The sequence below is a fragment of the Ewingella sp. CoE-038-23 genome (assembly GCF_040419245.1).
In the GTDB taxonomy this organism is placed as follows: domain Bacteria; phylum Pseudomonadota; class Gammaproteobacteria; order Enterobacterales; family Enterobacteriaceae; genus Ewingella; species Ewingella allii.
Genome location: NZ_JAZHOH010000001.1, coordinates 1,917,352 through 1,942,201, shown reverse-complemented (window position 1 = coordinate 1,942,201; position 24,850 = coordinate 1,917,352). Strand labels below are relative to the sequence as shown.

17 protein-coding genes and 1 pseudogene are annotated in these 24,850 nt (G+C 56.2%); 10 read left to right on the top strand and 8 right to left on the bottom strand.

Going from position 1 to position 24,850, the window contains the following annotated elements:
• The first annotated feature begins 2 nt into the window (after nt 1-2).
• The gene (locus tag V2154_RS09115; RefSeq protein WP_353501954.1) at nt 3-1,319 is read left to right on the top strand and encodes a M20 family metallopeptidase; all 1,317 of its coding nucleotides are present in this window, start codon (nt 3-5) and stop codon (nt 1,317-1,319) included.
• 631 nt (nt 1,320-1,950) lie between these two features.
• Here the strand turns inward: V2154_RS09115 and V2154_RS09110 are convergent.
• Nucleotides 1,951-3,366: a NarK family nitrate/nitrite MFS transporter gene (locus V2154_RS09110; RefSeq protein ID WP_353501953.1), complete on the bottom strand. Its 1,416-nt coding sequence runs from the start codon at nt 3,364-3,366 to the stop codon at nt 1,951-1,953.
• A gap of 337 nt (nt 3,367-3,703) precedes the next feature.
• On the opposite strand from V2154_RS09110, the gene narX reads away from it, so the two are divergent.
• Both narX and narL read left to right on the top strand, forming a co-directional pair.
• Nucleotides 3,704-5,494 carry a nitrate/nitrite two-component system sensor histidine kinase NarX gene (gene narX / locus V2154_RS09105; protein ID WP_353501952.1) on the top strand — a complete coding sequence of 597 codons (1,791 nt, stop codon included), beginning with the start codon at nt 3,704-3,706 and terminating at the stop codon, nt 5,492-5,494.
• Entirely contained in the window at nt 5,491-6,141 is a 651-nt protein-coding gene (narL, locus tag V2154_RS09100; RefSeq protein ID WP_034790203.1) for a two-component system response regulator NarL, read from the top strand. The genes narX and narL overlap by 4 nt, the downstream gene beginning before the upstream one ends.
• A gap of 113 nt (nt 6,142-6,254) precedes the next feature.
• Here the strand turns inward: narL and V2154_RS09095 are convergent, their stop codons facing one another.
• On the bottom strand, nt 6,255-7,211 hold the full coding sequence (locus V2154_RS09095) for a glycoside hydrolase family 6 protein (RefSeq protein WP_353501951.1): 957 nt from the start codon (nt 7,209-7,211) through the stop codon (nt 6,255-6,257).
• A 64-nt stretch (nt 7,212-7,275) separates the two neighbouring features.
• Nucleotides 7,276-8,778 (bottom strand): YchO/YchP family invasin, encoded by a 1,503-nt coding sequence (locus V2154_RS09090; RefSeq protein ID WP_353501950.1) that lies wholly within the window; start codon nt 8,776-8,778, stop codon nt 7,276-7,278.
• 245 nt (nt 8,779-9,023) lie between these two features.
• On the opposite strand from V2154_RS09090, the gene V2154_RS09085 reads away from it, so the two are divergent.
• The 5 genes from V2154_RS09085 to V2154_RS09065 all read left to right on the top strand — a co-directional run bounded on the left by V2154_RS09085 (nt 9,024) and on the right by V2154_RS09065 (nt 15,843).
• Complete coding sequence (locus tag V2154_RS09085; RefSeq protein ID WP_353501949.1) at nt 9,024-10,295, top strand: acyltransferase family protein; 1,272 nt, start codon at nt 9,024-9,026, stop codon at nt 10,293-10,295.
• Nucleotides 10,296-10,628: 333 nt separating this feature from the next.
• Nucleotides 10,629-11,378: a gluconate 2-dehydrogenase subunit 3 family protein gene (locus V2154_RS09080; RefSeq protein ID WP_353501948.1), complete on the top strand. Its 750-nt coding sequence runs from the start codon at nt 10,629-10,631 to the stop codon at nt 11,376-11,378.
• Between the two features lie 17 nt (nt 11,379-11,395).
• Entirely contained in the window at nt 11,396-13,159 is a 1,764-nt protein-coding gene (locus V2154_RS09075; RefSeq protein ID WP_353503959.1) for a GMC family oxidoreductase, read from the top strand.
• Nucleotides 13,156-14,391: a c-type cytochrome gene (locus V2154_RS09070; RefSeq protein ID WP_353501947.1), complete on the top strand. Its 1,236-nt coding sequence runs from the start codon at nt 13,156-13,158 to the stop codon at nt 14,389-14,391. The genes V2154_RS09075 and V2154_RS09070 overlap by 4 nt, the downstream gene beginning before the upstream one ends.
• A gap of 885 nt (nt 14,392-15,276) precedes the next feature.
• Entirely contained in the window at nt 15,277-15,843 is a 567-nt protein-coding gene (locus V2154_RS09065; RefSeq protein ID WP_353501946.1) for a YbhB/YbcL family Raf kinase inhibitor-like protein, read from the top strand.
• 18 nt (nt 15,844-15,861) lie between these two features.
• Here V2154_RS09065 and V2154_RS09060 read toward each other — a convergent pair whose 3' ends face one another.
• A complete protein-coding gene (locus V2154_RS09060; RefSeq protein ID WP_353501945.1) occupies nt 15,862-16,530 on the bottom strand; it encodes a DUF998 domain-containing protein in 669 nt (222 codons plus the stop codon).
• A 218-nt stretch (nt 16,531-16,748) separates the two neighbouring features.
• Between V2154_RS09060 and V2154_RS09055 the strand changes: the two genes are divergently transcribed.
• Complete coding sequence (locus tag V2154_RS09055; RefSeq protein ID WP_353501944.1) at nt 16,749-18,476, top strand: alpha-amylase family glycosyl hydrolase; 1,728 nt, start codon at nt 16,749-16,751, stop codon at nt 18,474-18,476.
• A 74-nt stretch (nt 18,477-18,550) separates the two neighbouring features.
• Here V2154_RS09055 and V2154_RS09050 read toward each other — a convergent pair.
• Nucleotides 18,551-20,125: pseudogene (locus tag V2154_RS09050) on the bottom strand (ABC transporter substrate-binding protein).
• A 256-nt stretch (nt 20,126-20,381) separates the two neighbouring features.
• Between V2154_RS09050 and V2154_RS09045 the strand changes: the two are divergent.
• Nucleotides 20,382-22,343: a glycoside hydrolase family 3 protein gene (locus tag V2154_RS09045; protein ID WP_353503958.1), complete on the top strand. Its 1,962-nt coding sequence runs from the start codon at nt 20,382-20,384 to the stop codon at nt 22,341-22,343.
• A gap of 53 nt (nt 22,344-22,396) precedes the next feature.
• Here V2154_RS09045 and V2154_RS09040 read toward each other — a convergent pair whose 3' ends face one another.
• The 3 genes from V2154_RS09040 to V2154_RS09030 are packed head-to-tail and all read right to left on the bottom strand — an operon-like array spanning nt 22,397 to nt 24,844.
• Entirely contained in the window at nt 22,397-23,074 is a 678-nt protein-coding gene (locus V2154_RS09040) for an ABC transporter ATP-binding protein (protein WP_353501943.1), read from the bottom strand.
• On the bottom strand, nt 23,071-23,985 hold the full coding sequence (locus V2154_RS09035; protein WP_051899443.1) for an ABC transporter ATP-binding protein: 915 nt from the start codon (nt 23,983-23,985) through the stop codon (nt 23,071-23,073). Before V2154_RS09035 ends, V2154_RS09040 begins: the two co-directional genes overlap by 4 nt.
• Entirely contained in the window at nt 23,975-24,844 is an 870-nt protein-coding gene (locus V2154_RS09030) for an ABC transporter permease (RefSeq protein ID WP_353501942.1), read from the bottom strand. Before V2154_RS09030 ends, V2154_RS09035 begins: the two co-directional genes overlap by 11 nt.
• Between the last annotated feature and the right edge of the window lie 6 nt (nt 24,845-24,850).

Sequence of the window (24,850 nt, the reverse complement as noted above, 5' to 3'; positions counted from 1 at the left end):
CAATGACCTTTTCTACTCAGGCGCTGGCGGACCATATCGACGCCAACAAGCAGCGCATCGTCCAGACGCTGTGCGATATTTTGTCGTTCCCTTCGATCGTGATGGCAGACCCTACTCAGGCCGGGCCGGGCGAGCGCGATTGCCAGCTCTATCTGCAACAGCGCCTGCACCAGTTGGGCATGGAGACTGACCTGTGGGACCCAGATGGTCCGGCATTATATGAGAAATACAAAGGCCGCCCCGGCGCTAATAAAGGCCGCACTTTTGAAGGTCGCCCCAACCTTGGCGGCACCTTAAAAGGCACCGGCGGCGGCAAATCCATCATGCTGACCGGGCATATCGACGTGGTGCCACCGGGCGCGCGCTCCCACTGGCGCACCGATCCCTTCTTGCCAGAAGTGATTGACGATTTCGTGTACGGGCGCGGCGCGGTGGACATGAAAGGCGGCGTCGCCTGCATGCTGATGGCGGTGGAGTTTTTGAAAGATCTGGGCGTCGAGCTGTCCGGCGACGTGGTTTTCACCACGGTGGTCGATGAAGAGATTGGCGGCATGGGCTCGCTCGCCATGGTCGATCGCGGTTTCCGCGCCGACGCGGGGATCATGACTGAGCCAAGCGCTAACCAAATCGCGCCAATTTGCCACGGTATTTTGTGGGGCAAAATCATCGTCAACGGCGTGGGCGGTCACGCTGAGCTGACGCCAAATTCGTGGGACAGCACCGGCCCGGTGGACGCCGTCGAGCTGTGTCGCCAGATCATGGACGGAATCGACATTCTCAACCGCCGCTGGCAGTACGATCCGAAGAAGAATCACCCGCTGATGGAGATGCCTAACAAGGTGATGATCACCCAGTTGAAAGTGGGCGAGCACCCTTCTTCCACCGCCGGACACGGGGAAATCATCATTGACGTGCAGTATCTGCCGCACGAGAAAGATGAGTTTGGCTTAGGCGGACACGTGAAGCGCGAGGTCGAAGAACACATCGCCCGCGTGTGCGAAGCCGACCCTTACCTGCGCGCCCATCCGGCTTATATCGAATGGATTTTGGACGCCGACTGCGCCGAAGTGCCGTCGGATCATCCTTTCGTGCAGACTTTCCAAGAGGCGGTAGTAGAAGCCAATCTGTCGCCAGTGCTCTCCGGCTTCGGCGCGCACAGCGACATCGGCCTGCCAACCGGCATGGGCAACACGCCAACCGTCAACTTCGGCCCCGGCGACCCGGCGCAGTCGCACCAGCCCAATGAGCGCGTATCGGTCGAGGATCTGGTGAATTGCACGAAGGCGATTGCTTTAGCGATTGAGAAGTGGTGTCGGTGATGGGACGGGGGGCGTCCCTGGGCCGCTTTTAAAGTCAAAATCGTGGGCTCGCCGCCCACACGGGCCCAAAGGGTTTTAAACGAAACCCTTTGGAATCCTGCGTTTTTTTGCTGCTGGAAGATCGAGGCTTCGCAGAGTTGGAATGGACATGTTTCAGCAGCCATCGTGTTCGTCGCGAAGTGCCGCCGCTTAGGCGGTTCCCTCGCTGCGGGATTCCAACCCGCGAAAAAAGACTCGCGGTTTTCCACCTCTTGCTCGGCGTCACTTCTGAACGCGACCTACTGGCATTTACACCGTGCCGTTTCATTCAATTCGTAAAAAAACTAAACCCCAAACAAAGCCCATTGAAACGGCACGGTTGAAATGCCTCAAAACCGCAGTCAAAAATGGCGCAGAGCGAACGGTTCGAGACCTCAGGCTCGAAGCCTGAAGCGAAGGCACCGCCTAAGCGGCGACATTTTGCGGTGTATAACGGAAGCTCCTGAAACATGTCCGCCCAACGAGCGATAGCGCGCAGTATAGAGCCGGGGATTCTCAAGGGGCGCGGCGATAGGCGCCCCTTGAGGCCGGTGTGGCGGCAGCGCACGGTTTGGACCTTAAAAGCCTGTTTGCGTGGCCACGCAAGCTCCCATCAACGAGCTTTCTTCGTCGCAAACCCCTTATCCAAATTCCGCCAGTAAACTACCCATGTGATCACCGCGCACACCACGTAAAACACCAGGAACACTTTCATTGCGCCCGCCGGAGAGCCGGTCATGGCGAGGGATGTGCCGAAGGCTTTCGGGATGAAGAAGCCGCCAATTGCGCCAATGGAGGAGATAAAGCCTAATGCCGCGGCAGTGTCGGTGATGGCTTCGCGCTGGGCGGATTCTGCCGTTTCGCCGCGAGCCAGTGCTTGGTCGGTGGTCAGTTTGCGGAAGATCACCGCAATCATCTGATAAGTCGAACCACTGCCCAGACCGGCAGTCAGGAACAGCACCATAAACACGCCGAAGAAGGCTGGGAAATTGCCACCCGCGCCGCCGCTTGGCAGCGTTAAGAACAGCAAGGCGGCGGCAATCGCCATCACCACGTAGTTCCAGAAAGTCACGCGAACGCCGCCTAAACGGTCAGACAACATGCCGCCGCCGGAACGCGCCAGTGCACCGAAGAACGGGCCGAAGAAGGCGTAGTGCATGATATTCACTTCAGGAAATTGGGTTTTGGTCAGCATGGCAAAACCGGCGGAAAAGCCGATAAATGAGCCGAACGCCGCCAGATACAGCACGCACATGATCCACAGGTGACCGCGCTTTAACACCGGCAACTGCTGGCGAATCGAGGCTTTCGACGACGCCAAATCGTTCATGCCGAACCACGCGGCGACGGTGCAGATAATCAGGAAAGGCACCCAGATCCACGCGGCATTTTGCAGCCACATGCTGCTGCCATCGGCCAAGGTCTGTGGCTGGCTAAAAGCACCAAAAATGCCCAGTGAAATAGCTAACGGAGCCAGCAACTGCATCACGCTGACGCCCATATTCCCCAAACCGCCATTAATCCCCAGCGCGCCGCCCTGCTTGGCTTTCGGGTAGAAGAAGCTGATATTTGCCATGCTGGATGCGAAGTTCGCGCCGCCGAAACCACAGAGCAAAGAGATAATCAGGAAAGTATTGTAAGACGTGCTGGTGTCTTGCACCGCAAAACCCAGCCAGGCGCATGGGATAATCAAAAATACCGTGCTGATGGCGGTCCAGCGACGTCCGCCGAATAGCGGGATCATAAAGGAGTAAGGCACGCGCAGAATGGCACCGGACACCGATGGAATGGCGGTCAGCATAAACAGTTGGTCGGTGGTGAAGTTAAAACCCACCTTGTTGAGATTGACCGCGACCAGGCTGAACAACATCCAGACGCAGAACCCTAACAAGAGCGAAGGAACAGAGATCCACAGATTACGGCTGGCCACTTTATGGCCGGTTTTCTCCCAGAACGCGGAGTCTTCCGGCCGCCAGTCCTGAAGGAGTCTCGACGGTTTAGACGCGGGTGTTGCTGAAGTATGGGGCATGGAAAACCTCGAATTGGCAGAGCATTGTTGTTATTAATGCTGCCAACACTAGGTAGTGCTCCCCTGTGGGATGTTGATGCAAATCAAGCAGATCGTGGTTAAGTTTCGGCCTCAAAATCACCATGCGTCCTTTGTGGGTATCCCCGCCATGATTGATAATTGACTATAATTCATAGAGTTGATGTCATTATGCATATCTATTGATAGCAGGCGTTATCCCGGTGGAAATAAATAGGTACTCCTATAGGAGTATAGGGATATCACGCCGGATAATAAAAAATATGCCCACACTAACCGAATGCCCTTATCCCTTAACGTTACTGACAGGAATGACAAGATGCTTAGACGCGCTGTGACGCCGCTGTCGCTAGTCAGCCAAATTGCCCTGCTGATGCTGTTGCTCGGCCTGTTGGGCATTGGCGGGATGAGCGTCGCCGCGTGGATGGCGCAGAGCATTCAGGGTAACGCCCATGCCATCAATAAGGCCGGTTCGCTGCGTATGCAGAGCTATCGCCTGCTGGCCTCGGTGCCTCTGACCCCGGCCAATAACGCCTATTTGCGCCAGATGGAGCAAGATCAGGACAATCTCGATCTGCGCCGCGCGGTGCAAAGTGAAGATCTCCAGCCAGAATTCGATGCCCTGCGCCGCTACTGGATGACCACGCTGAAGGACCAAATTCGCCAGGCACAGACTCCCGCGCAGGTGGCCTCCAACGTGGCGGTGTATGTCGGCCAGTTAGACAAACTGGTGGCCGCGCTGGAGCATAAGACCGAATACCACCTGACGCTGATTTCACTGGTTCAGCGCGGCCTGCTGCTGGTCACGCTCTTACTGCTGGGGCTGACGATTTGGTTTCTACGCCGTCGGCTGCTGGAGCCGTGGAAACGGCTGCTGGCGCAGGCCAACGCGGTGAGCGCCAGCGATTTTAGCCAGCGTTATCAGGTAAGCCAGACGGCCCGCCCGCACAATGAAATGGATATTCTCGGCCAGTCGCTGAACAGTATGTCGCAGGCGCTGGAGCGCACGGTGGACAGCCTGGCGCAGCTGGTAGATAACAAAACTGCCGATTTACAGCAGAAGAATCAGGTGCTGGATTTTCTCTATCGCGTCAGCCGCCAGCTGCATACCAGCGCCCCGCTGGAGCAGCGTTTGGTGCCGGTGCTGGAGGAGTTACAGAAGCTGACGCCGCTACAGTCCGTGCAGCTGCGGCTGTATGAGAACAACAGCGCCGAGCTGTTTAATGATATCGGCAGTCCGGCTGCAAGCCAGCACCATTTATATAGCGACAACAACGCATCGGCTGAAAATAGCCACCAGCAACCTCTCAGCTGGAGTTTGCAAGACGAGCGCGAGAATTACGGGGTTCTGCTGGCGCAGCTTCCACAGGGCACCTCGCTAACGCGCGACCAGCAGCGTCTGGTGACGACCCTACTGGAGCAACTGACCAGCACCTTAATGCTGGCAAGACAGGCTGAACATCAGCAGCAATTGATGCTGATGGAAGAGCGTTCCGCCATTGCCCGTGAGCTGCACGATTCGCTGGCGCAGTCCCTCTCCTGCCTGAAAATCCAAATTGCCTGTTTGCAAATGCAAGGGAGCGAGTTGACGGCAGAAAACGGCCAGCTGGTGCAGCAGATGCGCGACGAACTGAATACGGCTTATCGCCAGTTGCGCGAACTGCTGACCACTTTCCGCCTACAGATGAACACCCCCGGCCTGCGCGCCGCCTTGCAGCACGCGGTAGATGAGTTCTCGGCCCGCATGGGGATCACTATCGCTTTTGACTACCAGTTACCACCGCGATCGGTACCGGCCAATCAGGCGATTCACCTGCTGCACATTGCCCGCGAAGCCCTGAACAACGCCTTTAAGCACGCCAATGCTGCGCAAATTTCACTAAGACTCAGCTGTGAGCACGACGAAATTATGATGCAAGTGACCGACGACGGTCATGGCATCCCAGAAAATATCGAAAGACAGCACCATTACGGCCTGATCATCATGCAAGATCGCGCCAAAAGTTTGCACGGCCAATGCCAGATCACCAGCCGGGAAAGCGGTGGGACACAGGTCACCGTCCGCTTCCGTCCAGACGCATTGCCGATTAATCCTCAGGAGCAAGTATGAACGACGCCACCCCTTCCACCATTTTGTTGATTGATGACCACCCGATGCTGCGCAACGGCGTTAAGCAGTTGATCGCGCTGGACAGCACCTTGCAGGTGATTGGCGAAGCGAGTAACGGCGAGCAAGGCGTTGAACTGGCAAAACAGCTCGACCCGGATTTAATCCTGTTAGATCTCAATATGCCCGGCATGAACGGCCTCGATACGCTGGATAAAATGCGTCAAACCGACCTTTCTGGGCGCATCGTGGTGTTTAGCGTGTCGAATCATGAAGATGACGTGGTGACCGCCCTGAAACGCGGCGCCGACGGCTATCTGCTTAAAGATATGGAGCCCGAAGACCTGCTCGCCGCGCTACACAACGCCGCGGGCGGCAAGATGGTGCTCAGCGAAGCCCTGACGCCAGTGCTGGCGGCCAGCCTGCGCGAGAGTCGCCCGAGTGGCGATCGCGACATTCAATCCTTGACGCCGCGCGAGCGCGATATCATCAAACTGATCGCCGAAGGCTTGCCCAATAAGGTGATCGCCCGCCGCCTGAACATCACCGAAAGCACGGTAAAAGTTCACGTGAAGCACCTATTGAAGAAGATGAAACTCAAATCCCGCGTCGAAGCGGCGGTCTGGGTGCTACAAAGTAATGTGATTTAACGGTAACTTTTTTTGTTTGGTTTTGGTTTTTTACTCCTTCCCCTTTCAGGAGGGGAGGAGCTGAATGGCCTTATTTTTGACTTTCCGCATCTGCCCAAAATCGCTGCTGACCATCACTTTCCTTCAATTAGCCGCACTGCCAGCTCCGGGCTAAAAACGCCCGCCGCCGGGCCGTTGTGGCAGTCGGCGCTGGGGGAAGACGCGCCGTCGGAATCGCCGGGCTGCTTGACCCAAACTGCCATCGCGTCAGCTGAAATCTTGCCCGGCAAACTGCCAATTTTGCGCCCCGGCGGGTTGCACCACTGGCCGTTTTCAGAGCCGTTGCCGCTGCGTCCGGTGTCTATCAGCATCGATTTACGATAACCATAATTGGCCGCCAGCCGGGCGTTAATCGCCTCGCCGTAAGCCGTCGATTGCTCAAGCCGATAGAAGTTTGACACGTTCAACGCAAAGCCCTGCGCCAGATTAATGCCCGCCGCGTTAAGCAGATCCGCCATGGCATCTGCGGGCTTCCAGCCTGCATTTCCCGCATCCAGATACACCTTGGTCTTTACCGCGTGCTGCTGAAACTGCTGCAAAGCATAGTGAATTAGCCCCAGCCGCTCTTGGCGCTTGGCGGGGGTCAGGCAGTCGCTATCGGCCAGCGCATCGGGTTCGAGCACCACCATCGCCGTTTGGCTGCCGACGCCGCTGATGAAATTATCGATCCAACCGCGATAGTTCTGAGCATCGCTCGCTCCTCCGGCAGAAGCTCCTCCGCTGCAATCCCGCCCCGGCAGGTTATAGGCTACCAACAGCGGAATGCGCTGAGCCTGGCTGGCGGCATTCACATAGCGGCTCACCGCCTGCGCCAGTTGGTCGTTGCTTTGGCTGGTGCCGGTAAACCACATCGCCGAAGGCACTTGGGCAATGGCGGTGTTAATGGTTTTGGCGCGAGGGTCGTCAGGGTGAGCTTTCACCCACTGGGCGGCAGAAGAGTTGGGATTAATATAGAAGCTATCACTGGCCAATGCGGCCAGTGTCCAGCAGGAACTGAGTAGGCAGATGCCGATCGCTGCGCGCTTTAGCATGGGTAAGTTCTCAAGATTAAAAAGCCATTATAAATAGCTTAATTAAACGCCGGTGAATCACCCATTAAAAATTAAACTTCTGCTGCTGCATATCTTCACTCAGCGGCGGCGGCGTGACGTTAAGGGTGATCCAGTTAGATGTGACATGCTGGTCTTTGCTGTCCACCACGGTGACGGACAGACGGTAGCTGTTGCTGGCATCCGGCGAGCTATCCCACGGCGGCACAATCAGGCTCCAGCCATCGGTGTCGCGGTTATTGTGCGGCGGCGTCAGGCTTAGCGCCTGAGTGTCGCCCTGCCAGCTCAGCGCGCTGACACTGTTGAGTGCCCTGACCTGCAATTTCAGCTCGACGGTTTCACCCGGCTGTAAATTCCACGGCGGCGTCGCCAGATAAACCGACAGCGTTTTGCGCTGTTTGAAATCCATTACTGGCATGTTATTGCGCTCGACCACGTCCATCCGGCTGCCGCGCAGCGAGTGCGCCTCGGCCACATTGTTGGCAGAAAGCTGCTGGGAGAGCGGCACCCCAAGACGGTAATTGAGCGTCAACTCGACGCTGTCCTGATTGTCGCCATCCTGCCCGGCCTGGTGGGCGGCCTTCACCGTCACCAAAGGCACCGGCGTGTAATTCACTCCAAAGGTCATGGCCGAAGGATTGGTCTGCCGCGTGCCGTTGCCGAACAGGTCCACCTGATTGCCATAATACTGCTCGAAGCTCAGCGAGGCGCCAATCTGGCGATAAAACGGCAGATAGCCTTTGGTGGTGATGTCATAGCCGCGTGCCTGACGGCGAAGCTGCGGCGAACTGCTGCTGTCCGCCTTATAAGAGGAAAACGGATGATAATAGTTGGTGGAGAAATGCAGGTAATCGGTCCACGCCTCGGCGCCCAAGCTGCCACGGCTTAGCTGATGGTCGAAGTCGTTATCCACAAAGGCGTTATAGCCCAGCATCCAACTGCCCTCATTCCAGCGCTGCCCCAGCCCGAAGTTCCCCACGGTAGAGTCCGTGGCGCTGACCAGCCCCACCTGACTGTAAGTCAACAAATGGTCGTTTTGGTAAAGCGGGCTGAAGAGCTGCCCCCGGCTGCCGTCGAGATTTCGCCCGCTGACGTCGAGCGACATGCTGGCGGTGCCAAGCGGCGAGAGCAAGCTGCTGGTCTCTTTCTGCACCAGCTTGGCGGCCTGCGTTAGCGCCAAACTTTCCGCCTGCTCGCGCAATGGGTCCTGACTGTCGCTGGAGGTGCTCTGCTCGCCAAACTGTTTCAGCGTATTGGCGATTTTGGTTTCAGCCGCCGTCGCGCCGCTGGCGGGCTTGTAATAAGCGCTACCCAGACTGGGCAAGGTGTTGGGATCTTGGGCAGGAGTACCGGCATTGAACATCGAATTGGCATCGCCAGCGGGAGCTGAGAGGTCAGCATCGGGAGAAAATCGCTGGTAAGCGTCTACCGTCAGCGCATTGGCGCTTGCAGTATAGAAAGCCGATCCCCACAGAATAAGCAGTGAGGCGCGCAGTGGCGGCGCAATTCGCTTCAATAAATTGGGAAAAACTTCTGTGACGTCTGTCATGTCCTGCACAAATAAAGAGTGAACAACGATCTTAACCCACAGAGGACATTTATCAAGGCACAAGAGCACTTTAGGCTACTTTCGGTAACGCTTTAGGTAAATTCTGAAACATTTTTTACATTTGGTTTAAGTTTCGTTCACCTCCCGTCAGTTATACCTCGTTGACCTGATCCGTGAGCACGCTGTCATTCCCTGATGACGTCTGGGAACGACGGATTGTCGCTTTATTGTTGCGGAGACAACGGATGCAGAAAGCATCAAAACAACGTTTTATTGGTTTGGAATGGCTGCGCTTCCTGCTCGGCTGTTATGTGATGATTTACCACACGGTTCATCAGTACCCGCAGCGCGGTTCGGTGCCCTTCTTGGCTGAACTCACCAGCATGGGGTTCTTCGCCACCAGCACCTTCTTTGTGCTTTCCGGCTTTCTGCTTACTCACGTCTATTTCAACGGCAACCAGATGCGCGAGTCGGGCAGAAGCTTTCTAAAAAAACGCTTCTGCAACCTCTACCCGATTCATATTGTGGCGCTGGCGTCGTCGATTTTGGTGGTCAGCCTGATGCAGTGGCTCGCCATTCCGCCCGAAGGCCCCGGCTCAAGCCTGCGCTTTGTGGTGTATGACACCAACTCCGAGCTGGCCGGCACTAATCCCGAACTTTTCCGCCACTATATGACTAACGCCCAGTTGGCATTTAACGGCGTATTACAGCTGCTGATGCTGCAAGCCTGGAACCCCTATTTCCTGACTTTCAATGCGCCGCTGTGGTCACTCTCCACCCTGTTTTTCTTCTATCTGTTCTTCCCGTGGCTCGGCCCGAAACTGCTGGCGCTGCGCCATAAATGGCTATGGATGGCGATCATCTGCGCCCTCTACCTGCTGCCGCCCATTTGGGTGATTTGGCAGCAGCAGTACGGTATGCCTTTCACCGGCCTGTTGCAGCGTGGGCCGCTGTTCCGCCTGCCGGAGTTTCTGGCGGGGATACTCGGGTATGGCATTTTCCGCCAGCACCAGAGGGCCAATCTGGTGATTGGCCGTTCGACGCGCACCCTGCTGGCGCTGGGGATTTTGCTCTGCTTCCTGATTGGCACCGCGCTGTTTACTCACGGCAACGGTCGGCACTGGTACTTCCTGCTGCACAATGGATTATTACTTCCCTCGCAGGTCTGTTTGGTCTACCTGAGTGCCTTGGCACACGATCCGAAAAGCGCCTGGCTGCGACACTGGTCGCCACGGCTCGGCGCAGCCTCTTTGTCGATTTTCGCCCTGCACGTTCCGCTGTTCAGCCTGTTCCGCACAGTGGAACAGTTACTGCGCGGCGCACCGATGAGTTGCTTTAATGATTGGCAAGGTTGTATTGATGCGGCGGGCAAAGTGCAGCTCAGCGTGCCCGGTTATGTGATTTATCTGCTACTTACTGTGGCAATTTGTGTGATCTTCCAAGAAAGGTTTGTCGTGCGGATGCGCAATTTTCTGCTACGACTCTTCCCTGCGTCAGCAAAACCACAACGTCAGTAATGACAGGGGCTGCAGAGGAATTTCGCCGCACTTTGTAGCCCTTAAGTTGTGTAAATTAAACACGGTTCCTATAACAGCTTTACCCAAATTTACACATTTCATAACATTTTTAACATCTAAGACCGTTCTCGTTACAAGGATTAATCATCTATCCTGTCTAGGTAAATTTGATTTTAGTTACGCCACCCGAATGCAGATTTTTCTTTGCATCGCGTGACTATGATCACAATTAACGATCTACACATAATGACAAATTTGCACGCCGTATCCCCTCGTTAGACAGCACAGATTGTCTGATGAGAAGTGCGCATTCTATAAAACAAGGGAACATAGATGAGCAAAAAAACCTTGCCCGGCGTTACGCGTCGGCAGATCCTGACGTTTTCCGCCGCGTCCGCCGCTCTCGGCGTCGCCAAGGCAGCAAACGCCATTACGCTCAAAGGAACGCCCGTGTGGAGCCCCTTTGACGCCAGTCCTCCCCCGCAGATTGAAACCGAAGGTTGGGTGTTCTTTACCGACGCCGAAGCCGCCGCGCTGGAAGCCATTGTTGACCGTCTGATCCCCGCTGATGAACTGAGCGTGGGGGGCAAAGATGCCGGTTGTGCCGTTTTTATTGACCGCCAGCTAGCCGGTTTCTACGGCACCTACTCCCGTCTGTATATGCAAGGCCCGTTCAAGCAAGGCACGCCGGAACAGGGCGACCAGTCACCTCTGGTTCCCCAGCAGCGCTACCGTTTGGGTCTGGCCGCTTTAGAGCAATACACCCAGACGGAACACAAAAAATCCTTCAAAGATCTGACCGGCGACCAACAGGATGAAATCTTGGGTGGCTTACAAACCGGAAAAATAGCTTTGAATGGCATCGATTCCAAACTGTTCTTCGATATCGCGCTGAAGAACACCATGGAAGGTTTCTTCGCCGACCCGATTTATGGCGGAAACCGCAACATGGTGTCATGGAAAATGCTCGGGTTCCCGGGCGCGCGTTACGACTATCGCGAATACATCGGCAAACATAACCAGAAGTTAGATCTGGAACCGCTGAGTATCTCCGGTGGAGATGCATGGAAGATGAAAAGCTAGGGGCGAAAGAACAGATTATGGCAAAGAAACTACCCAAAACTGACGTGGTGGTGATTGGTCTCGGCTGGGCCGGGTCGATTATCGCCAGCGAATTGACCGACGAAGGTCTGAACGTGGTCGCTATTGAACGCGGCCCGTGGCGTGATACCGCGCGTGATTTTAACGTTGCTACCGTCACCGATGAGCTGCGCTACAACAGCCGTCAGGAGCTGATGGTGCAGACGGCGCAAAACGCCATCACCATCCGCAACAACCCGTCGCAAACCGCCCTGCCGATGCGCGAATGGGGTTCGTTCCACCCGGGTAACGGCACCGGCGGCGCGGGCAACCACTGGGCGGGCATCACCTTCCGCTTCCAGCCAGACGAATTCCGCCTGAAAAGCCACCTGACCGAGAAGTACGGCGCGAAGGCCATTCCAGAAGAGTTAGTGCTGCAAGACTGGGGCACCGACTGGGCAGAGATGGAACCGCACTACTCCTCTTTCGAGCGTTTGGCGGGCGTTTCCGGCAAAGCCAGCAATGTGAAAGGCGAGCACCACGAAGGCGGCAACCCTTACGAGGGTATGCGCTCCATCGAATATCCAACCAAGCCAATGGACATGCCGTATGGCCCAACCCTGTTCGCCGAAGCCGCGCGCAACATGGGTTACAAAGCCTTCCCGGTGCCATCCTCACTGGTGTCCGAAGCCTACACCAACCCGCTGGGCGTTAAGATGGGCCCGTGCACCTACTGTGGTTTCTGTACCAACTACGGCTGTGCCAACTATTCGAAAGCTAGCGCCATCACCACCGTGCTGCCCGCGCTTATCCGCAAAGAGAATTTCGAAGCCCGTACCAGCTGTGAAGTGATGCGCGTGGTGAAATCTCCAGACGGCAAACAGGTCACCGGCGTGGTGTATATCGACTCCTCCGGCGACGAGTGGGAACAACCGGCTGACTTGGTTATCGTCACCGCGTTTACCTTCGAAAACGTGCGCCTAATGCTGCTGTCAGGCATCGGTAAGCCATACGATCCGATCAGCGGGACCGGTACCACGGGGCGTAACTATGCCTACCAAACCGCCAACGGCGTGCAGCTGTTCTTCGATGACAAGAACTTCAACCCGTTCATCGGCGCAGGTGCCGTGGGCATGGGCATCGACGACTTCAACAATGACAACTTCGACCACAGCGGCTTAGGCTTCTTCGGCGGTGGCAGTATTCGCGTCACGCCAATCGGTGGCGCACCTATCGGCTATCGCCCTGTCCCACCGGGAACGCCGAAATGGGGTAAAGAGTGGAAGAAAGCTACGGTAAACAACTACCTGAGCAGCATGTCGATTGGTTGTGAAGCCAGCAGCTACACCACGCGCACCAACTATCTGTCTCTTGACCCGAACTACGAAGATCGTTTAGGCCGTCCGCTGCTGCGCGTCACCTTCGACTTCCCAGAAAACGACCTGAAAATGGCCGCGTACTGTACCGGGAAAGTCGGCGAAATCGCTAAAGCCATGAACCCGCGCCAATATGTCGAAAACCCGATGAAAGGCCACTGGAACGGCGCGCCGTATCAGTCCTCTCACGTGGTGGGCGGCTTCGTAATGGGCGCAGACCCGGCAACCAGCTCGGTGAACAAACACCTGCAGGTGTGGGATGTGCCGAACCTGTTCGTGGTCGGCGCTTCCGCCTTCCCGCAGAACCCAGGCTATAACCCAACGGGCACCGTTGGCGCGCTGGCGTTCAAGGCCGCAGAAGCGATTCGCAAGTATTATCTGAAGAAACCGGGAGAGATGATTGCATGAAAACTTTAGCTTGCTTCTCACTCGGACTGGTAGCCTTAACCCTGTCAGGTCTGGCTCACGCCGCGGGCGATGGCGCTTTCGAGCAGGTTGAGCGCGGCCGTTATCTGGCCACCGTCGGCGACTGCGCCGCGTGTCACACGGCTTCAACTCCAAACGCTAAGCCTTTTGCTGGCGGCGTGCCAATCGAAACGCCTTTCGGCCGCTTGGTGGGCGCGAACATCACGCCTGACCCAGAAACCGGCATTGGTAAATGGAGCTTCGACGACTTCCAGCGCGCGATGTCCGAAGGTATCGGCCACGGCGGCAAACGCCTGTACGGCGCCATGCCGTTCACGGCTTACACCAAGGTGACCCGCGAAGACAACGCCGCGATCTGGGCCTATTTGCAGACGGTTCAGCCGGTGCATAACGAAATCGAAAGCAACCAGCTGCCCTTCCCCTTCAACGTCCGTACCAGCCTGATGGGTTGGAACTGGCTGAACTTCACCAAGGGTGAATACAAGCCGAAAATGGATAAGTCTGCTGAATGGAACCGTGGGGCTTATCTGGTTGAAGGTTTAGGCCACTGCGGCACCTGCCACACGCCGAAGAACCTGATTGGCGGCGACAAGGAGAGCCAGTTCCTGCAAGGCGCAGTGATTGAAAACTGGGTTGCTCCAGACATCACCGTGAACCAGCACACCGGGATTGGTAAGTGGACCGAAGAAGACCTGATGCAATATCTGAAAACCGGCGCAAATCGTTTCGATATCGCCTCTGGCCCAATGGCTGAAGAAGTGGATCACTCGTCCCAGCACTGGACCGACGCCGACCTGAAAGCGGTCGCGGTTTACCTGAAAGACAGCGGCCACGACAGCGGTTCTAAAGCACCAGAGCCAATCAAAGCCGATGATAAAGCGATGATCGCCGGGAAGCAGATTTACGCCGACCGTTGTTCAGCCTGCCATACGCCAAACGGCCAAGGTCAGGAAGGTCTGTTCCCGCGTCTGGCCGACTCTGCGTTGATCAATCAGGATCACGCCACGTCGCTGATCCGCGTCGTGCTAGCCGGCAGCCGCCCGGTCGCCACCAAAGCCGCCCCGACCGCCCCGTCAATGCCATCCTTCGATGGTGTGATGAGCGATCAGGATGTCGCCAACGTGCTGACCTATATCCGTAACAGCTGGGGTAATTCAGCATCAGCCGTATCGAGTTCGGATGTTAAGGACTTGAGAGCTGAACTGAAGAAATAGTTATTAAGGTTTGACCTTAATAATCCTCAAGTGGGGGCGCTGAAAAGCGCCCTTTTTTTTTCGCTTGTAAGCGGTCAAGGTCGTGGGCGTCGGCCCACACCGACCAAGGGAGGCGTAAACGCGCCTCCCTTGGAACCCTGCGTTTTTTCTTTTGTGAGTTCGAGGCTGCGCAGGGTTGGAATGGACATGTTTCAGGCACTTTAGTGATCGTCGCGAAGTGCCGCCGCTTAGGCGGTTCCCTCAGTTCGGGCTTCGAGCCATAGGTCTCGAACCACTCCCTCGGCGTCACTTCTGAACGCGACTTACTGGCTTCTCCACCGTGCCTTTTCAGTTGCTCCCTCTCCTTTTCAAAAAGAGGGCTGGGGTGAGGTTTGCCACATTTAGCGTTGAGTCAAACCACTCCTCATCCCTGCCTTCTCCTCTGAGAGGAGAATGAGCAAAACCCAAATCCAAGACAAGGCCCCCTGAAACGGCACGGTTGAAATGCCCCAAAACCGCAGTCAAAAATGGCGCTGAGCAAGAGGTTCAAGACCTAAGGCTTGAATCCCGCAGCGAAGGTACCGCCTAAGCGGCGACATTTTGCGGTGGAGAACAGATGTACCTGAAACACGTCCATTCAGCCAGCGACAGCGCGCAGTAAAGAGCCGGAGATTCTTAAGAGGCGCGGCGATAGGCGCCTCTTAAGGCCGGTGTGGCGGCAGCGCACGACCTTGAACTTTGGGCCCGTGTGGGCGGCGAGCCCACGGTCTTGAATTCCCCCCCCCAAAATTCGCAATTAAAACCCCCTCAATAACAATTCATCACTTTTCCTCTCCCCGCCTGTTATGCGCATAACTCCCCCCTCCTGCTATGCTTTCAAACACATTCCCATCCGAAGGATTCACCATGCCCGCATGTAAAACAGTGTTAAAAACGACTCTCGCCGTCACGCTCGCTGCGTGGTTACCGCTCGCCAATGCGGCGGGTATCTTCACCCTTACCTCTGGCGACTTCAAAGATGGTGAGATGATGGCGCAGAAGTTCGCAGGAAATATCAAAGGCAATCAGTTCTGTACCGGTGAAAACGCTTCCCCGGCGCTAAGTTGGGAAAATGTGCCCGAAGGCACCAAGAGTTTGGCGTTGACGATGGTTGACCCAGAGGGGCGCGGCGGGCTGGGGGTGAATCATCTGGTGGCTTACGGGATTGCGCCGGATGCCAAAGGCTTTGCCGAAAACGATTTGGCGAAAGGCAAAGGCTTTGTCGGCGGCAAAAGCACCCAGGGTAACGGACATTACAACGGACCTTGCCCGCCGGTCAGCGCCGGGGTTCACCACTACACCTTCACGCTGATCGCCACCGACCTGACGCCGGATGCCCTGCCTGCGGGCCTGACGCGCGAACAGCTGTTGGAAAAACTCGACGGACACAGCAAAGGTGCCGCCGGGATAATTGGCCGTTTCGGTAACAAATAAGCCGACTGGCAGGCGGTTTCAGGCCGCCTGCTGCTTATTTCCCCGCGCCGCCAGCAGAGAGATGCCGGTAAAAATTTGCCAAAACGTGATGCTGTAAACCGAGCCTCGCTCAGCAATGCCGATGGGTAGTAAAATATCTTGGGTTAAAACCACGACGCTAAGCAAACCAAAAACGCCCAACAGCCAGCTTAACCGGCTAAAAATCAGCCATGACGGCTTATTCCACTGGCTCCAGCCCGCGCACAGCAAGGTCAGATTCCCGCCGACGATCGCCAGAAATGCGCCGAACTGATGCAGCGACACGCCATGAAAAACAGTGTCTGAAGGTTCACTGTGGAACAGGGCAATAAGAATTCCGCCTACGCCGTGCAGCAGGCCAAACAGCAGCATCAGCCTTGCCGACAGGCCGCTAAACAACGGCCGCAAAAGCCAGCAGGCGATGAAAAACAGCACGCCTTCTATCGCAAAACCGGCGTTCATCACCCCATACAGCGGCGAGCAAATGTCTCGTCCGTCCGGCATCACGCCGCACTCGGCAACCCCCAGATCGCTAATGTAATTATTAACGTAGCTGTAGGCCGGTTGCCGCCAACCCAGCGCGGCGATTTTCTCTGCCAATAAGTAGATCAGCCCGCCAAGCATAAAGCTCAGCGCGCCGCCAATTTGACTCTTATTTACCTGCTGCATAAGCCCCTTAAATCTTCAAAGTTCAGCTGATAAAACCTCTATCAACTTGCAACATTTCATTAGCGCGATCATTGATTGTGACCCTACTCACAAAGCTATGCTCTGCCCTAGCCTATTGAAATGACGTGGCTAAATAGCTGCTACTGTCATAACTCCTCGTATTAAAAATGAAACACGATTAGTACTTTTTATTATTTTTTTACTCAGGAGAAAGTGACATGAAGAAGCATAGCATTGCGATATTCACCGCGTTAGCCGTCGCGGCAATTTCTGGGCAGGCGCAGGCCCAAAACGACGCCCCAGAATGGGTCAGCAAAGCGGTTTTTTACCAGATTTACCCCTCCTCATTTAAAGATTCTAACGGCGACGGCGTCGGCGACATTCAGGGAGTGATCGACAAGCTGGATTACATAAAATCCATCGGCGTGAACACCTTGTGGTTCAACCCGATGTTCTCCTCTGAATTCAAAGACGGCGGCTATGACATCACCGACTTCTACTCCATCGACAAACGCTTTGGCACCAATGCCGACTTCAAACGACTGGTGGAAGAGGCCCACAAACACGGCCTGCGCGTCTGTTTGGACTTGGTGGCGGGACACACTTCCGACCAAAACGCTTGGTTTTTAGAGTCGAAGAAAGGCCCGGACCAGCGCTACAGCGACTACTACATCTGGCCGGACAGAATTCCCGATGACGTCAAAGGCAAAGAGAAAGACCAAATCAGCGGCGTAATTGGTGAAGACAGCTTTGTGAAAAGCGACTCAGGCCGCTCGCCGTTTTATATCAAAAACTACTACGATTCCCAGCCAGCGCTGAATTACGGCTACGCCAATCCGAATCCGCAACACGCGTGGGAGCAGCCAATTGACGCCCCCGGCCCGATGGCGGTACGCCGCGAAATCGAAAACATTATCGCGTTCTGGATGGACAAGGGTGCCGACGGCTTCCGCGTGGATATGGCCTCCAGCGTGGTGAAAAACGATCCGGGCAAACTGGCCTCCATCAAAGTCTGGCAGGACATCTCCTCATGGTACAAAGCCAAGTATCCCGAAGGCGTGCTTATCTCCGAATGGAGCAACCCGAAGGAGTCCTCCGCCGCCGGGTTCAACATCGATTTCATGATGCACACCGGCAAATATAACTTCTCCTCGCTGTTCTTTAACAAGGTCGGCGGCGAGTTCGAGCCGCAGGTCAGCTACTTCGCCAAACAGGGCAAAGGCCAAATCAAGGAGTGGTACGATCTTTACACCGAGCAATACAACGCCACCAAGGGCAAGAGCTATATCTCGCTACCGACCGGCAACCATGATATCCAGCGCCTGAACGCCGGTGACCGTAACACTCTCGACCAGCTGAAAGTCACCATGACCTTCTTCCTCACCATGCCGGGCACGCCGTTTATCTACTATGGCGATGAAATTGGGATGAAATTCCAGACCGGGCTGTGGAATAAAGAAGGCAGTCAGGGGCGTGCCACCAAGAACCGCGCGGGTTCAAGGACGCCAATGCAATGGGATGACTCGAAAAACGCCGGATTCTCCACGGCGGATTATTGGAATCTCTACCTGCCGGTGGATAAAGACGCTAATCGCCCGACAGTAGCTAAGGAGGACAAAGACCCTGCCTCGCTGCTCAACTACACCCGCCAGCTACTGACGCTGCGCAAAGACAGTCCGGCGCTGTCGGCAGATGGCGACTGGAAGCTGGTGAGCGACGTCAATCAGCCCTACCCGATGGTCTATTTGCGCTCCTCGGGCGACGACCGCTATCTGGTGGTGCTCAACCCAAGTGAGCAGCCGCGCGATGTTTCCGTCCCCGCGTTGAAGGTAAAAACCGCCAAACTGGTGGCCGGAGATAATGCCCAAGGCAGCTATAAGCCGGGCGAGCAAAGCGATGCCATCCACGCTGGCGCAATTTCTGCGCAGGTTTATAAACTGGATTAAGCTACTAAAAGCTTTACCACTTAAGCAAAAAGCCCCGCTAAACATCGCGGGGCTTTTTATCTTTCACTCTACTTTTATTTATTCACCGTATCCAAATACAGCTGGCTACCCGCGACGTTCTGGCTGGCACCCGTTACGTTGTCACGTAAAGCTACCAGTAGTTTGCTTTGCAACGCCACCACGAATGGCGAATTGCGCTGCAATTCACGTTGCAGATCGGCGTAGCGCGCCAGACGTTTGGTTGGGTCAGACTCTGCCGCCGCTTAGCGGGTCTGCTTGCTGATTTCAGGGATCACCCACTGAATACGCTGGGCCAAGGTTTTCGGGCCGTCCGGCACGTTATAGGCGAAGGTGCTGGCGTTGGTATTCGGGTCGAGGTAATCCGCGCCCCAGTAGGTGAAGATGGACTGGAACTTGTGCGCACGCATGCGAGTCAGCACGTCGCTTTCCACCAGCGGATGTACCACTAAGTTAATTCCCGCCTTGGCGAAGCTGGCTTGCAGCGACTGGGCGATATCCGAATAGGGCGGCTGGTTGATCACCAGCAGGTCAATTTTGGTGCCTTCGGCGATACCCGCTTTGCTCAGGATCTCTTTCGCTTTGGCGACATCCAGCTTGAACGGCTGGTCGTCAATCGCGCCAGCCAGACCGTCAGGCAGGAAGGTTTGGTGGATGGCGTACTGGCCTTTCAGCAGGTCCTGCGAGATGCCTTTATAGTCCACCAGCCAGCGAGCCGCTTGCCACAGCGCCGGGTTGTTCAGCGCGGGCTGAGAGGTGTCGCCGGTGTTGAAGGCCAGATAGAACACCTTGGCCGCCGGGAATTCAGAGACGCGCACGCCCTTCTCTTTTTGCAGCGAGGCGAACTGGTCGGCCCCCAAATCATAGGCAATGTCTGCGTCGCCATTCAGCACCAGCAGGCGGCGGGTTGCCGGGTCCGCGACGTTTTTAAACAGCACGTTTTCCAGCTTCGCCAGAGGGTGCGCGTTCGGGTTGCGTTTCAGCACCAGCGCCTCGTGCGGCACGTAGTTACGCACTTCAAAGGCACCGCTGCCCGCCGAGCGAGAGCGCAACCAGCTGTTGCCGAAGTCGTTATTTTCCGCGTGGGATTTCACCAGCTTGCTGTCGACAATCGCCGCCACCGGCGCGGTCAGCACGCGCAGCACCAGCTCGCTGCCGATATCCGCAGGCCAGCTGATTTGCAGCTTATCGTCACCCACTTTTTTGAATTGGGCATCAACGTTGTCCGGCGTCCAGCCCAGCTCGCCGAGGATAAACGACGGGCTTTTGTTGAGTTTCACCGCGCGGGTGTAAGAGTAAATCACGTCATCCGCCGTCACCGGATTGCCGCTGGCGAACTTCACTCCCGGCTTGATGGTAAACACCAAACTGTGTTCGCTATCGCCTTTGGTCCAGCTTGAGGCCACGTCCGGGTCCAGCGTGTCAGGGTGCTGGCGGTCTGGAGAGACAATCTGCTGATAAATATTGATTAAATTTCCCGAACTCACGGTTTCAAAGCTTTCAGCCGGGTCGAGACTGATAATGCCCTCAAGGGTGCTGGCGATCACCAGCGTATCTTTCGGCGTCGCCGCATGAGCACTGAACGCCGCCGCAACGGCCAAGAAAAGCAAAGAAGGAAGACGAACTTTCATGAAGGCAAAACTCCCGAAAAATTAAGTGTTTTTCGAGTGTAAGGACACTCACTCCAAGGCAAAACCATGAAATTAAGCAATATAATTCAGAAAATTAGCTAAGGCGGCGTTAAGCCAAATTTAAAGCGCGGTTAAAGGCTGGTGCTGATTTTTCGGCCACCTCGGATATGCGACTTCTATCGCAATATCAATCCCCTAAGTAGGTTATTACTGAGCGGCTTGTTTGTATATAAATCAACTATTAAGGATGATAATGATGAAAATCACACCGCTGAGCCTCGCCGTTTCGGCCTTACTGCTCTCCACCCCTCCGACTTTCGCCAATGATGATCAGCCCGAACTCAGCCAGCGCGATGTCACCCTGTTGACCGTCGATGGGTTGAAGTTCAAAGACCTCAATCATTCGGGAAAACTGGAACCTTATGAAGACTGGCGGCTGACGCCGGAGATGCGCGCAGCGGATCTGGTGAAGCGCATGACGCTGGAAGAAAAAGCCGGGGTGATGATGCACGGCTCTGCCCCCACGGCTAACAGCCCTATCGGCGCGGGTAGCAACTATGATCTTAACGCTGCGAAACAGATGATTGCCGGGGCCAAGGTGAATAGCCTGATCACCCGTTTAACCGGGGAGGATCCGGCGGCGATGGCCGAAGAAAATAACAAACTTCAACAGATTGCCGAAGGAACGCGGCTGGGTATTCCCATCACCATCAGCAGTGATCCCCGCAACGCGTTTGAGTATTTAGTGGGTGCCAGCTCGTCAGCCGGTAAATTCACCAAATGGCCGGAAACACTGGGCCTGGCCGCCATCGGCGATGAAAAAACCACTCGCCGCTATGCCGATATTGTCCGTCAGGAATATCTGGCAGTGGGAATTAGAGAAGCCTTGTCTCCGCAGGCCGATCTGGCGACCGAACCCCGCTGGGCGCGAATCAGCGGCACCTTTGGCGAAGATCCGACTCGCGTCCATAACATGGTGCGTGGCTACATTGCGGGCATGCAAAACGGCAACAGCGGGCTGAATCAGGGCAGCGTTATCTCGGTGGTTAAACACTGGGTAGGCTATGGCGCGGCGGAAAACGGCTTCGACAGCCACAGCGTTTATGGTAAGAACGCCGTTTTCCCCGGCAACAATCTTAAAGAGCATATTTACCCCTTCACCGGCGCGTTTGAATCTCAAGTTGCTGGCGTCATGCCCACCTACTCCATCCTGAAAAATGTATCGATTGAGGGCAAACAGCTGGAGCAGGTCGGCGCGGGCTTTAGCCACCAGCTACTGACGGATATTTTACGCGGGCAATATGGCTTTAAGGGCGTGATCCTCAGCGACTGGCTGATCACCAATGACTGCGATGAGGTGTGTATCAACGGCGAGCCGGACGGCAAAGAACCGGTACCTGGCGGAATGTCGTGGGGCGTCGAGCAGCTCACTCCCCAGCAGCGTTTTGTTAAGGCGGTGAAAGCCGGTATCGATCAGTTTGGCGGCGTAACCGACTCCCAGCTTTTGGTCAACGCAGTCAATGAAAAACAGCTGACCGAACAGCGGCTTAATGAGTCCGTGGTGCGCATTCTCCAGCAAAAATTCCAAACCGGCCTGTTTGAAAATCCGTACGTTGATGTGCAGAAAGCCGCGCAAACCGTGGGCCGGGCTGACTGGCAGAAAGAGGCCGATGCCGCACAGTGGCGCTCGCTGGTGCTGTTGCAGAACAAAGACGCCATTTTACCTCTGAAAAAAGGCAAAAAAATCTGGCTGTACGGCGTGGCGGCGAAAGCGGCACAGGACGCAGGATTTACCGTCGTCGACTCGCCGGAAAAGGCCGATGTCGCGCTGATCCGCGCCCAGGCGCCATATGAAAAGCTGCATCAGAACTGGTTCTTTGGCAAACGCCATCATGAAGGTTCGCTGGCCTTTACTGAGGACAATGCCGATTATCGGGCAATCATTAATGCCAGTAAGCACGTCCCGACGGTGGTTAGCCTGTATCTGGATCGCCCGGCGATTTTGAGCAATGTACAAGATAAAGCCAAAGCCATTATCGGCAATTTTGGGGTCAGTGATTCGGTGCTGTTTAGCCACTTGACCAGCAGCGAAGCCTTCACCGGCAAACTGCCTTTCGAGCTACCTTCCTCCATGGAAGCCGTGCTCAAGCAGCAGTCCGATATGCCGCACGACAGCCAATCGCCGCTGTATGAAATTGGCTTTGGGCTAGCGCGCTAATGAGTCACCGGCCCTAACGCTCGCTTGCCTCGTGCTAGGGCCGGTAGACTACATCACCCGACAATATGCCCCTTCGCCATATGCACGGCTCGGTCACACATGTGGTCAATCACATCGGCGTCGTGGCTTACCAGCAGCATGGTCAGATCCGTTGAAGCTTTCAGGTCATTGAGAAGATTGAGGATTTCAGCCTGCACCGACATATCCAGCGCCGACGTCGGCTCATCCAGCAGCAGCAATTTCGGCTTAAGCAGCAGAGCGCGAACGATTGCCACGCGCTGGCGCTGGCCGCCGGAAAGCTGATGTGGATAGCGACTCATCAGGCTGGGATCGAGTCCTACCTGACGAAAACCTTCGGCAATTTTTTGCTCGATATCCTGCTCTTTCAAGATTTTCAGCGGCTCAGCCAAGGTGCGGCTGAGGCGATGTTTCGGGTGCAGCGAGGCATAGGGGTCCTGAAACACCATCTGCACGTCGCGGCGCAGGCTGCCGGTGAACGGCTTACCCGGCACCAGCTTCTGACCGAGCATGGTTAAGTCACCTTCCCACTGGCCATTTAACCCAGCCAACACCCAAAGCAGCGAGGACTTACCACAGCCTGACGGGCCGACTAGGCCAAAACACTCGCCCTGCTTAATGCTCAGACGCACGTCATGCACCACGGTGCGCAGCTCATAGCCGTGACGGTGTGAAACGCTGAGGTGGTCTAATTCAGCAACGACCTGACTCATGGCTGTGGCTCCTGTGAGGAAGCATCTTTCGATGAAGCGGATTTCAATGACTCAAGCAGCGCGCGGTCAAGCACCGGCAGGCGCTCGCCGTGGGTGAACTTGCTCGGACGGCATGACCACAGAGTGTGAGTGTAAGGATGCGTGGCGTGCGCCAGTTGGTCAGCTGGCAGTTCATCCAGCAGGTCGCCCTTGTACATCACCAGCACGCGTTCGCAGAACTGCGACACCTGCTGCAAGTCGTGGCTAATCAAAATCAGCCCCATGTTGCGCTGCTCCACCAGACGCTCAATCAAGCCCAGCACCTGCTCGCGCATGTCAAAGTCCAGCGCCGAGGTCGGTTCGTCGGCAATCAGCCACTGTGGATCATTGATCAGAGCAATCGCCAGCATCACGCGCTGTCCCATGCCGCCGGAAAGCTGGTGCGGATACTGCTTGCACAGGCGTTTCGGGTCTGGCAGGCCCACGGCGTTAAGCATCTCCAGCACCTTCTCCTGCCGCTCTTTGCGACCAAGGCGAGTGTGCAGACGCAGCGGCTCCTCCACCTGCCAGCCAATAGGCTGCGACGGGTTGAGAGCGTGTTTCGGATCCTGCATCACCATGGAGACGCGATTACCGCGCAGCTGGTTCCACTGGCGTTCGCGCAGGGTCAGCAGGTCTTGGTCGCCCAAGGTTAACTGGCTGGCGCGCACTTCGCACGGGTGCGGCAACAGGCCCATCAGGGCGCGGGCGGTTAAGGATTTACCCGAGCCGGACTCCCCCACCAACGCCACGCGCTCTTTGCCGACGCTGAAAGAGAGCGACTTCACCAGCTCCACCGGGCGCGGGCCGGGCAGATAGACCGTCAGGTCTTTGGCAACAAGCACGTCATTGTGCAGCGTCTTTTGTTGGTTCTTCTCGAAATCATTTGCCATGTCGCGGGTCCATTTTGTCACGCAGGCCATCGCCCAGCAGGTTGAATGCCAGACTGGCGAACAGGATGGCACCGCCCGGCGCGGCGGCGACCCACCACTGGTCGAAAATCACTTTACTGCCCTCGGCAACCATCGAACCCCATTCGGCGGTCGGTGGCTGGATGCCCATACCAAGGAAGCCCAAACCGGCAGAGGCCAGGATAATGCCGCCGAGGCTCAGCGCCGCGCGCACCACGGCGCTAGGCAGGCACAGCGGCAGAATATGGCCGAACATCAGGCGTAAGCCGCCAATGCCCTGCATACGCGCCGCCGCCAGATAGTCACTGCGGCGCAGCGCCAGCGTCTCCGCCCTCGCCTGACGGGCAAACGGCGGCCAGCTGGTGAAAGCCAGCGCCAGCGCGCCATTCATCAAGCCCGGACCAAGAATGGCCACCAGCGCCAGCGCGATAACCAGGCTTGGCAGCGACAGCACGATGTCGGTCAGGCGCATAACAATGCGCTCATACCAGCCGCCGATATAACCGGCGCTGATCCCTACCAGCAGGCCAATGGGGATGGTCAGGATCAGGATCAGCGACACCAGCAGCAGCGTAGGCCGCGCGCCGTAAATCACGCGGGAGAGCAAATCACGGCCAAAGCCGTCAGTGCCCAGCCAGTGCTCGGCAGACGGCGGCAGCAGGCGAAATTCAATATGCTGAATGTTCGGGTCGAAAGGTGCCAGCAGCGGCGCGAGCAGCGCGCAGGCAATCAGGATGATGACCAGCGCGGTGCCAATCGACAAGGTGGTGATACGCCTTGCCGGACGCCATTCGGTCGAGGCATCGACCTGCGTTGGCTGGTCAGGAATAAGTTGAGTCATATCAGT

Excerpts from the sequence above, each read along its gene's own strand:
- V2154_RS09060 (WP_353501945.1), bottom strand. The coding sequence starts at position 16,530 with ATGCAGCAGGTAAATAAGAGTCAAATTGGCGGCGCGCTGAGCTTTATG.
- V2154_RS09090 (WP_353501950.1), bottom strand. The coding sequence starts at position 8,778 with ATGACAGACGTCACAGAAGTTTTTCCCAATTTATTGAAGCGAATTGCG.
- narX (WP_353501952.1), top strand. The coding sequence starts at position 3,704 with ATGCTTAGACGCGCTGTGACGCCGCTGTCGCTAGTCAGCCAAATTGCC.
- V2154_RS09115 (WP_353501954.1), top strand. The coding sequence starts at position 3 with ATGACCTTTTCTACTCAGGCGCTGGCGGACCATATCGACGCCAACAAG.
- V2154_RS09055 (WP_353501944.1), top strand. The coding sequence starts at position 16,749 with ATGAAGAAGCATAGCATTGCGATATTCACCGCGTTAGCCGTCGCGGCA.
- narL (WP_034790203.1), top strand. The coding sequence starts at position 5,491 with ATGAACGACGCCACCCCTTCCACCATTTTGTTGATTGATGACCACCCG.
- V2154_RS09095 (WP_353501951.1), bottom strand. The coding sequence starts at position 7,211 with ATGCTAAAGCGCGCAGCGATCGGCATCTGCCTACTCAGTTCCTGCTGG.
- V2154_RS09035 (WP_051899443.1), bottom strand. The coding sequence starts at position 23,985 with ATGGCAAATGATTTCGAGAAGAACCAACAAAAGACGCTGCACAATGAC.
- V2154_RS09110 (WP_353501953.1), bottom strand. The coding sequence starts at position 3,366 with ATGCCCCATACTTCAGCAACACCCGCGTCTAAACCGTCGAGACTCCTT.
- V2154_RS09030 (WP_353501942.1), bottom strand. The coding sequence starts at position 24,844 with ATGACTCAACTTATTCCTGACCAGCCAACGCAGGTCGATGCCTCGACC.
- V2154_RS09040 (WP_353501943.1), bottom strand. The coding sequence starts at position 23,074 with ATGAGTCAGGTCGTTGCTGAATTAGACCACCTCAGCGTTTCACACCGT.
- V2154_RS09075 (WP_353503959.1), top strand. The coding sequence starts at position 11,396 with ATGGCAAAGAAACTACCCAAAACTGACGTGGTGGTGATTGGTCTCGGC.
- V2154_RS09070 (WP_353501947.1), top strand. The coding sequence starts at position 13,156 with ATGAAAACTTTAGCTTGCTTCTCACTCGGACTGGTAGCCTTAACCCTG.
- V2154_RS09080 (WP_353501948.1), top strand. The coding sequence starts at position 10,629 with ATGAGCAAAAAAACCTTGCCCGGCGTTACGCGTCGGCAGATCCTGACG.
- V2154_RS09085 (WP_353501949.1), top strand. The coding sequence starts at position 9,024 with ATGCAGAAAGCATCAAAACAACGTTTTATTGGTTTGGAATGGCTGCGC.
- V2154_RS09065 (WP_353501946.1), top strand. The coding sequence starts at position 15,277 with ATGCCCGCATGTAAAACAGTGTTAAAAACGACTCTCGCCGTCACGCTC.
- V2154_RS09045 (WP_353503958.1), top strand. The coding sequence starts at position 20,382 with ATGAAAATCACACCGCTGAGCCTCGCCGTTTCGGCCTTACTGCTCTCC.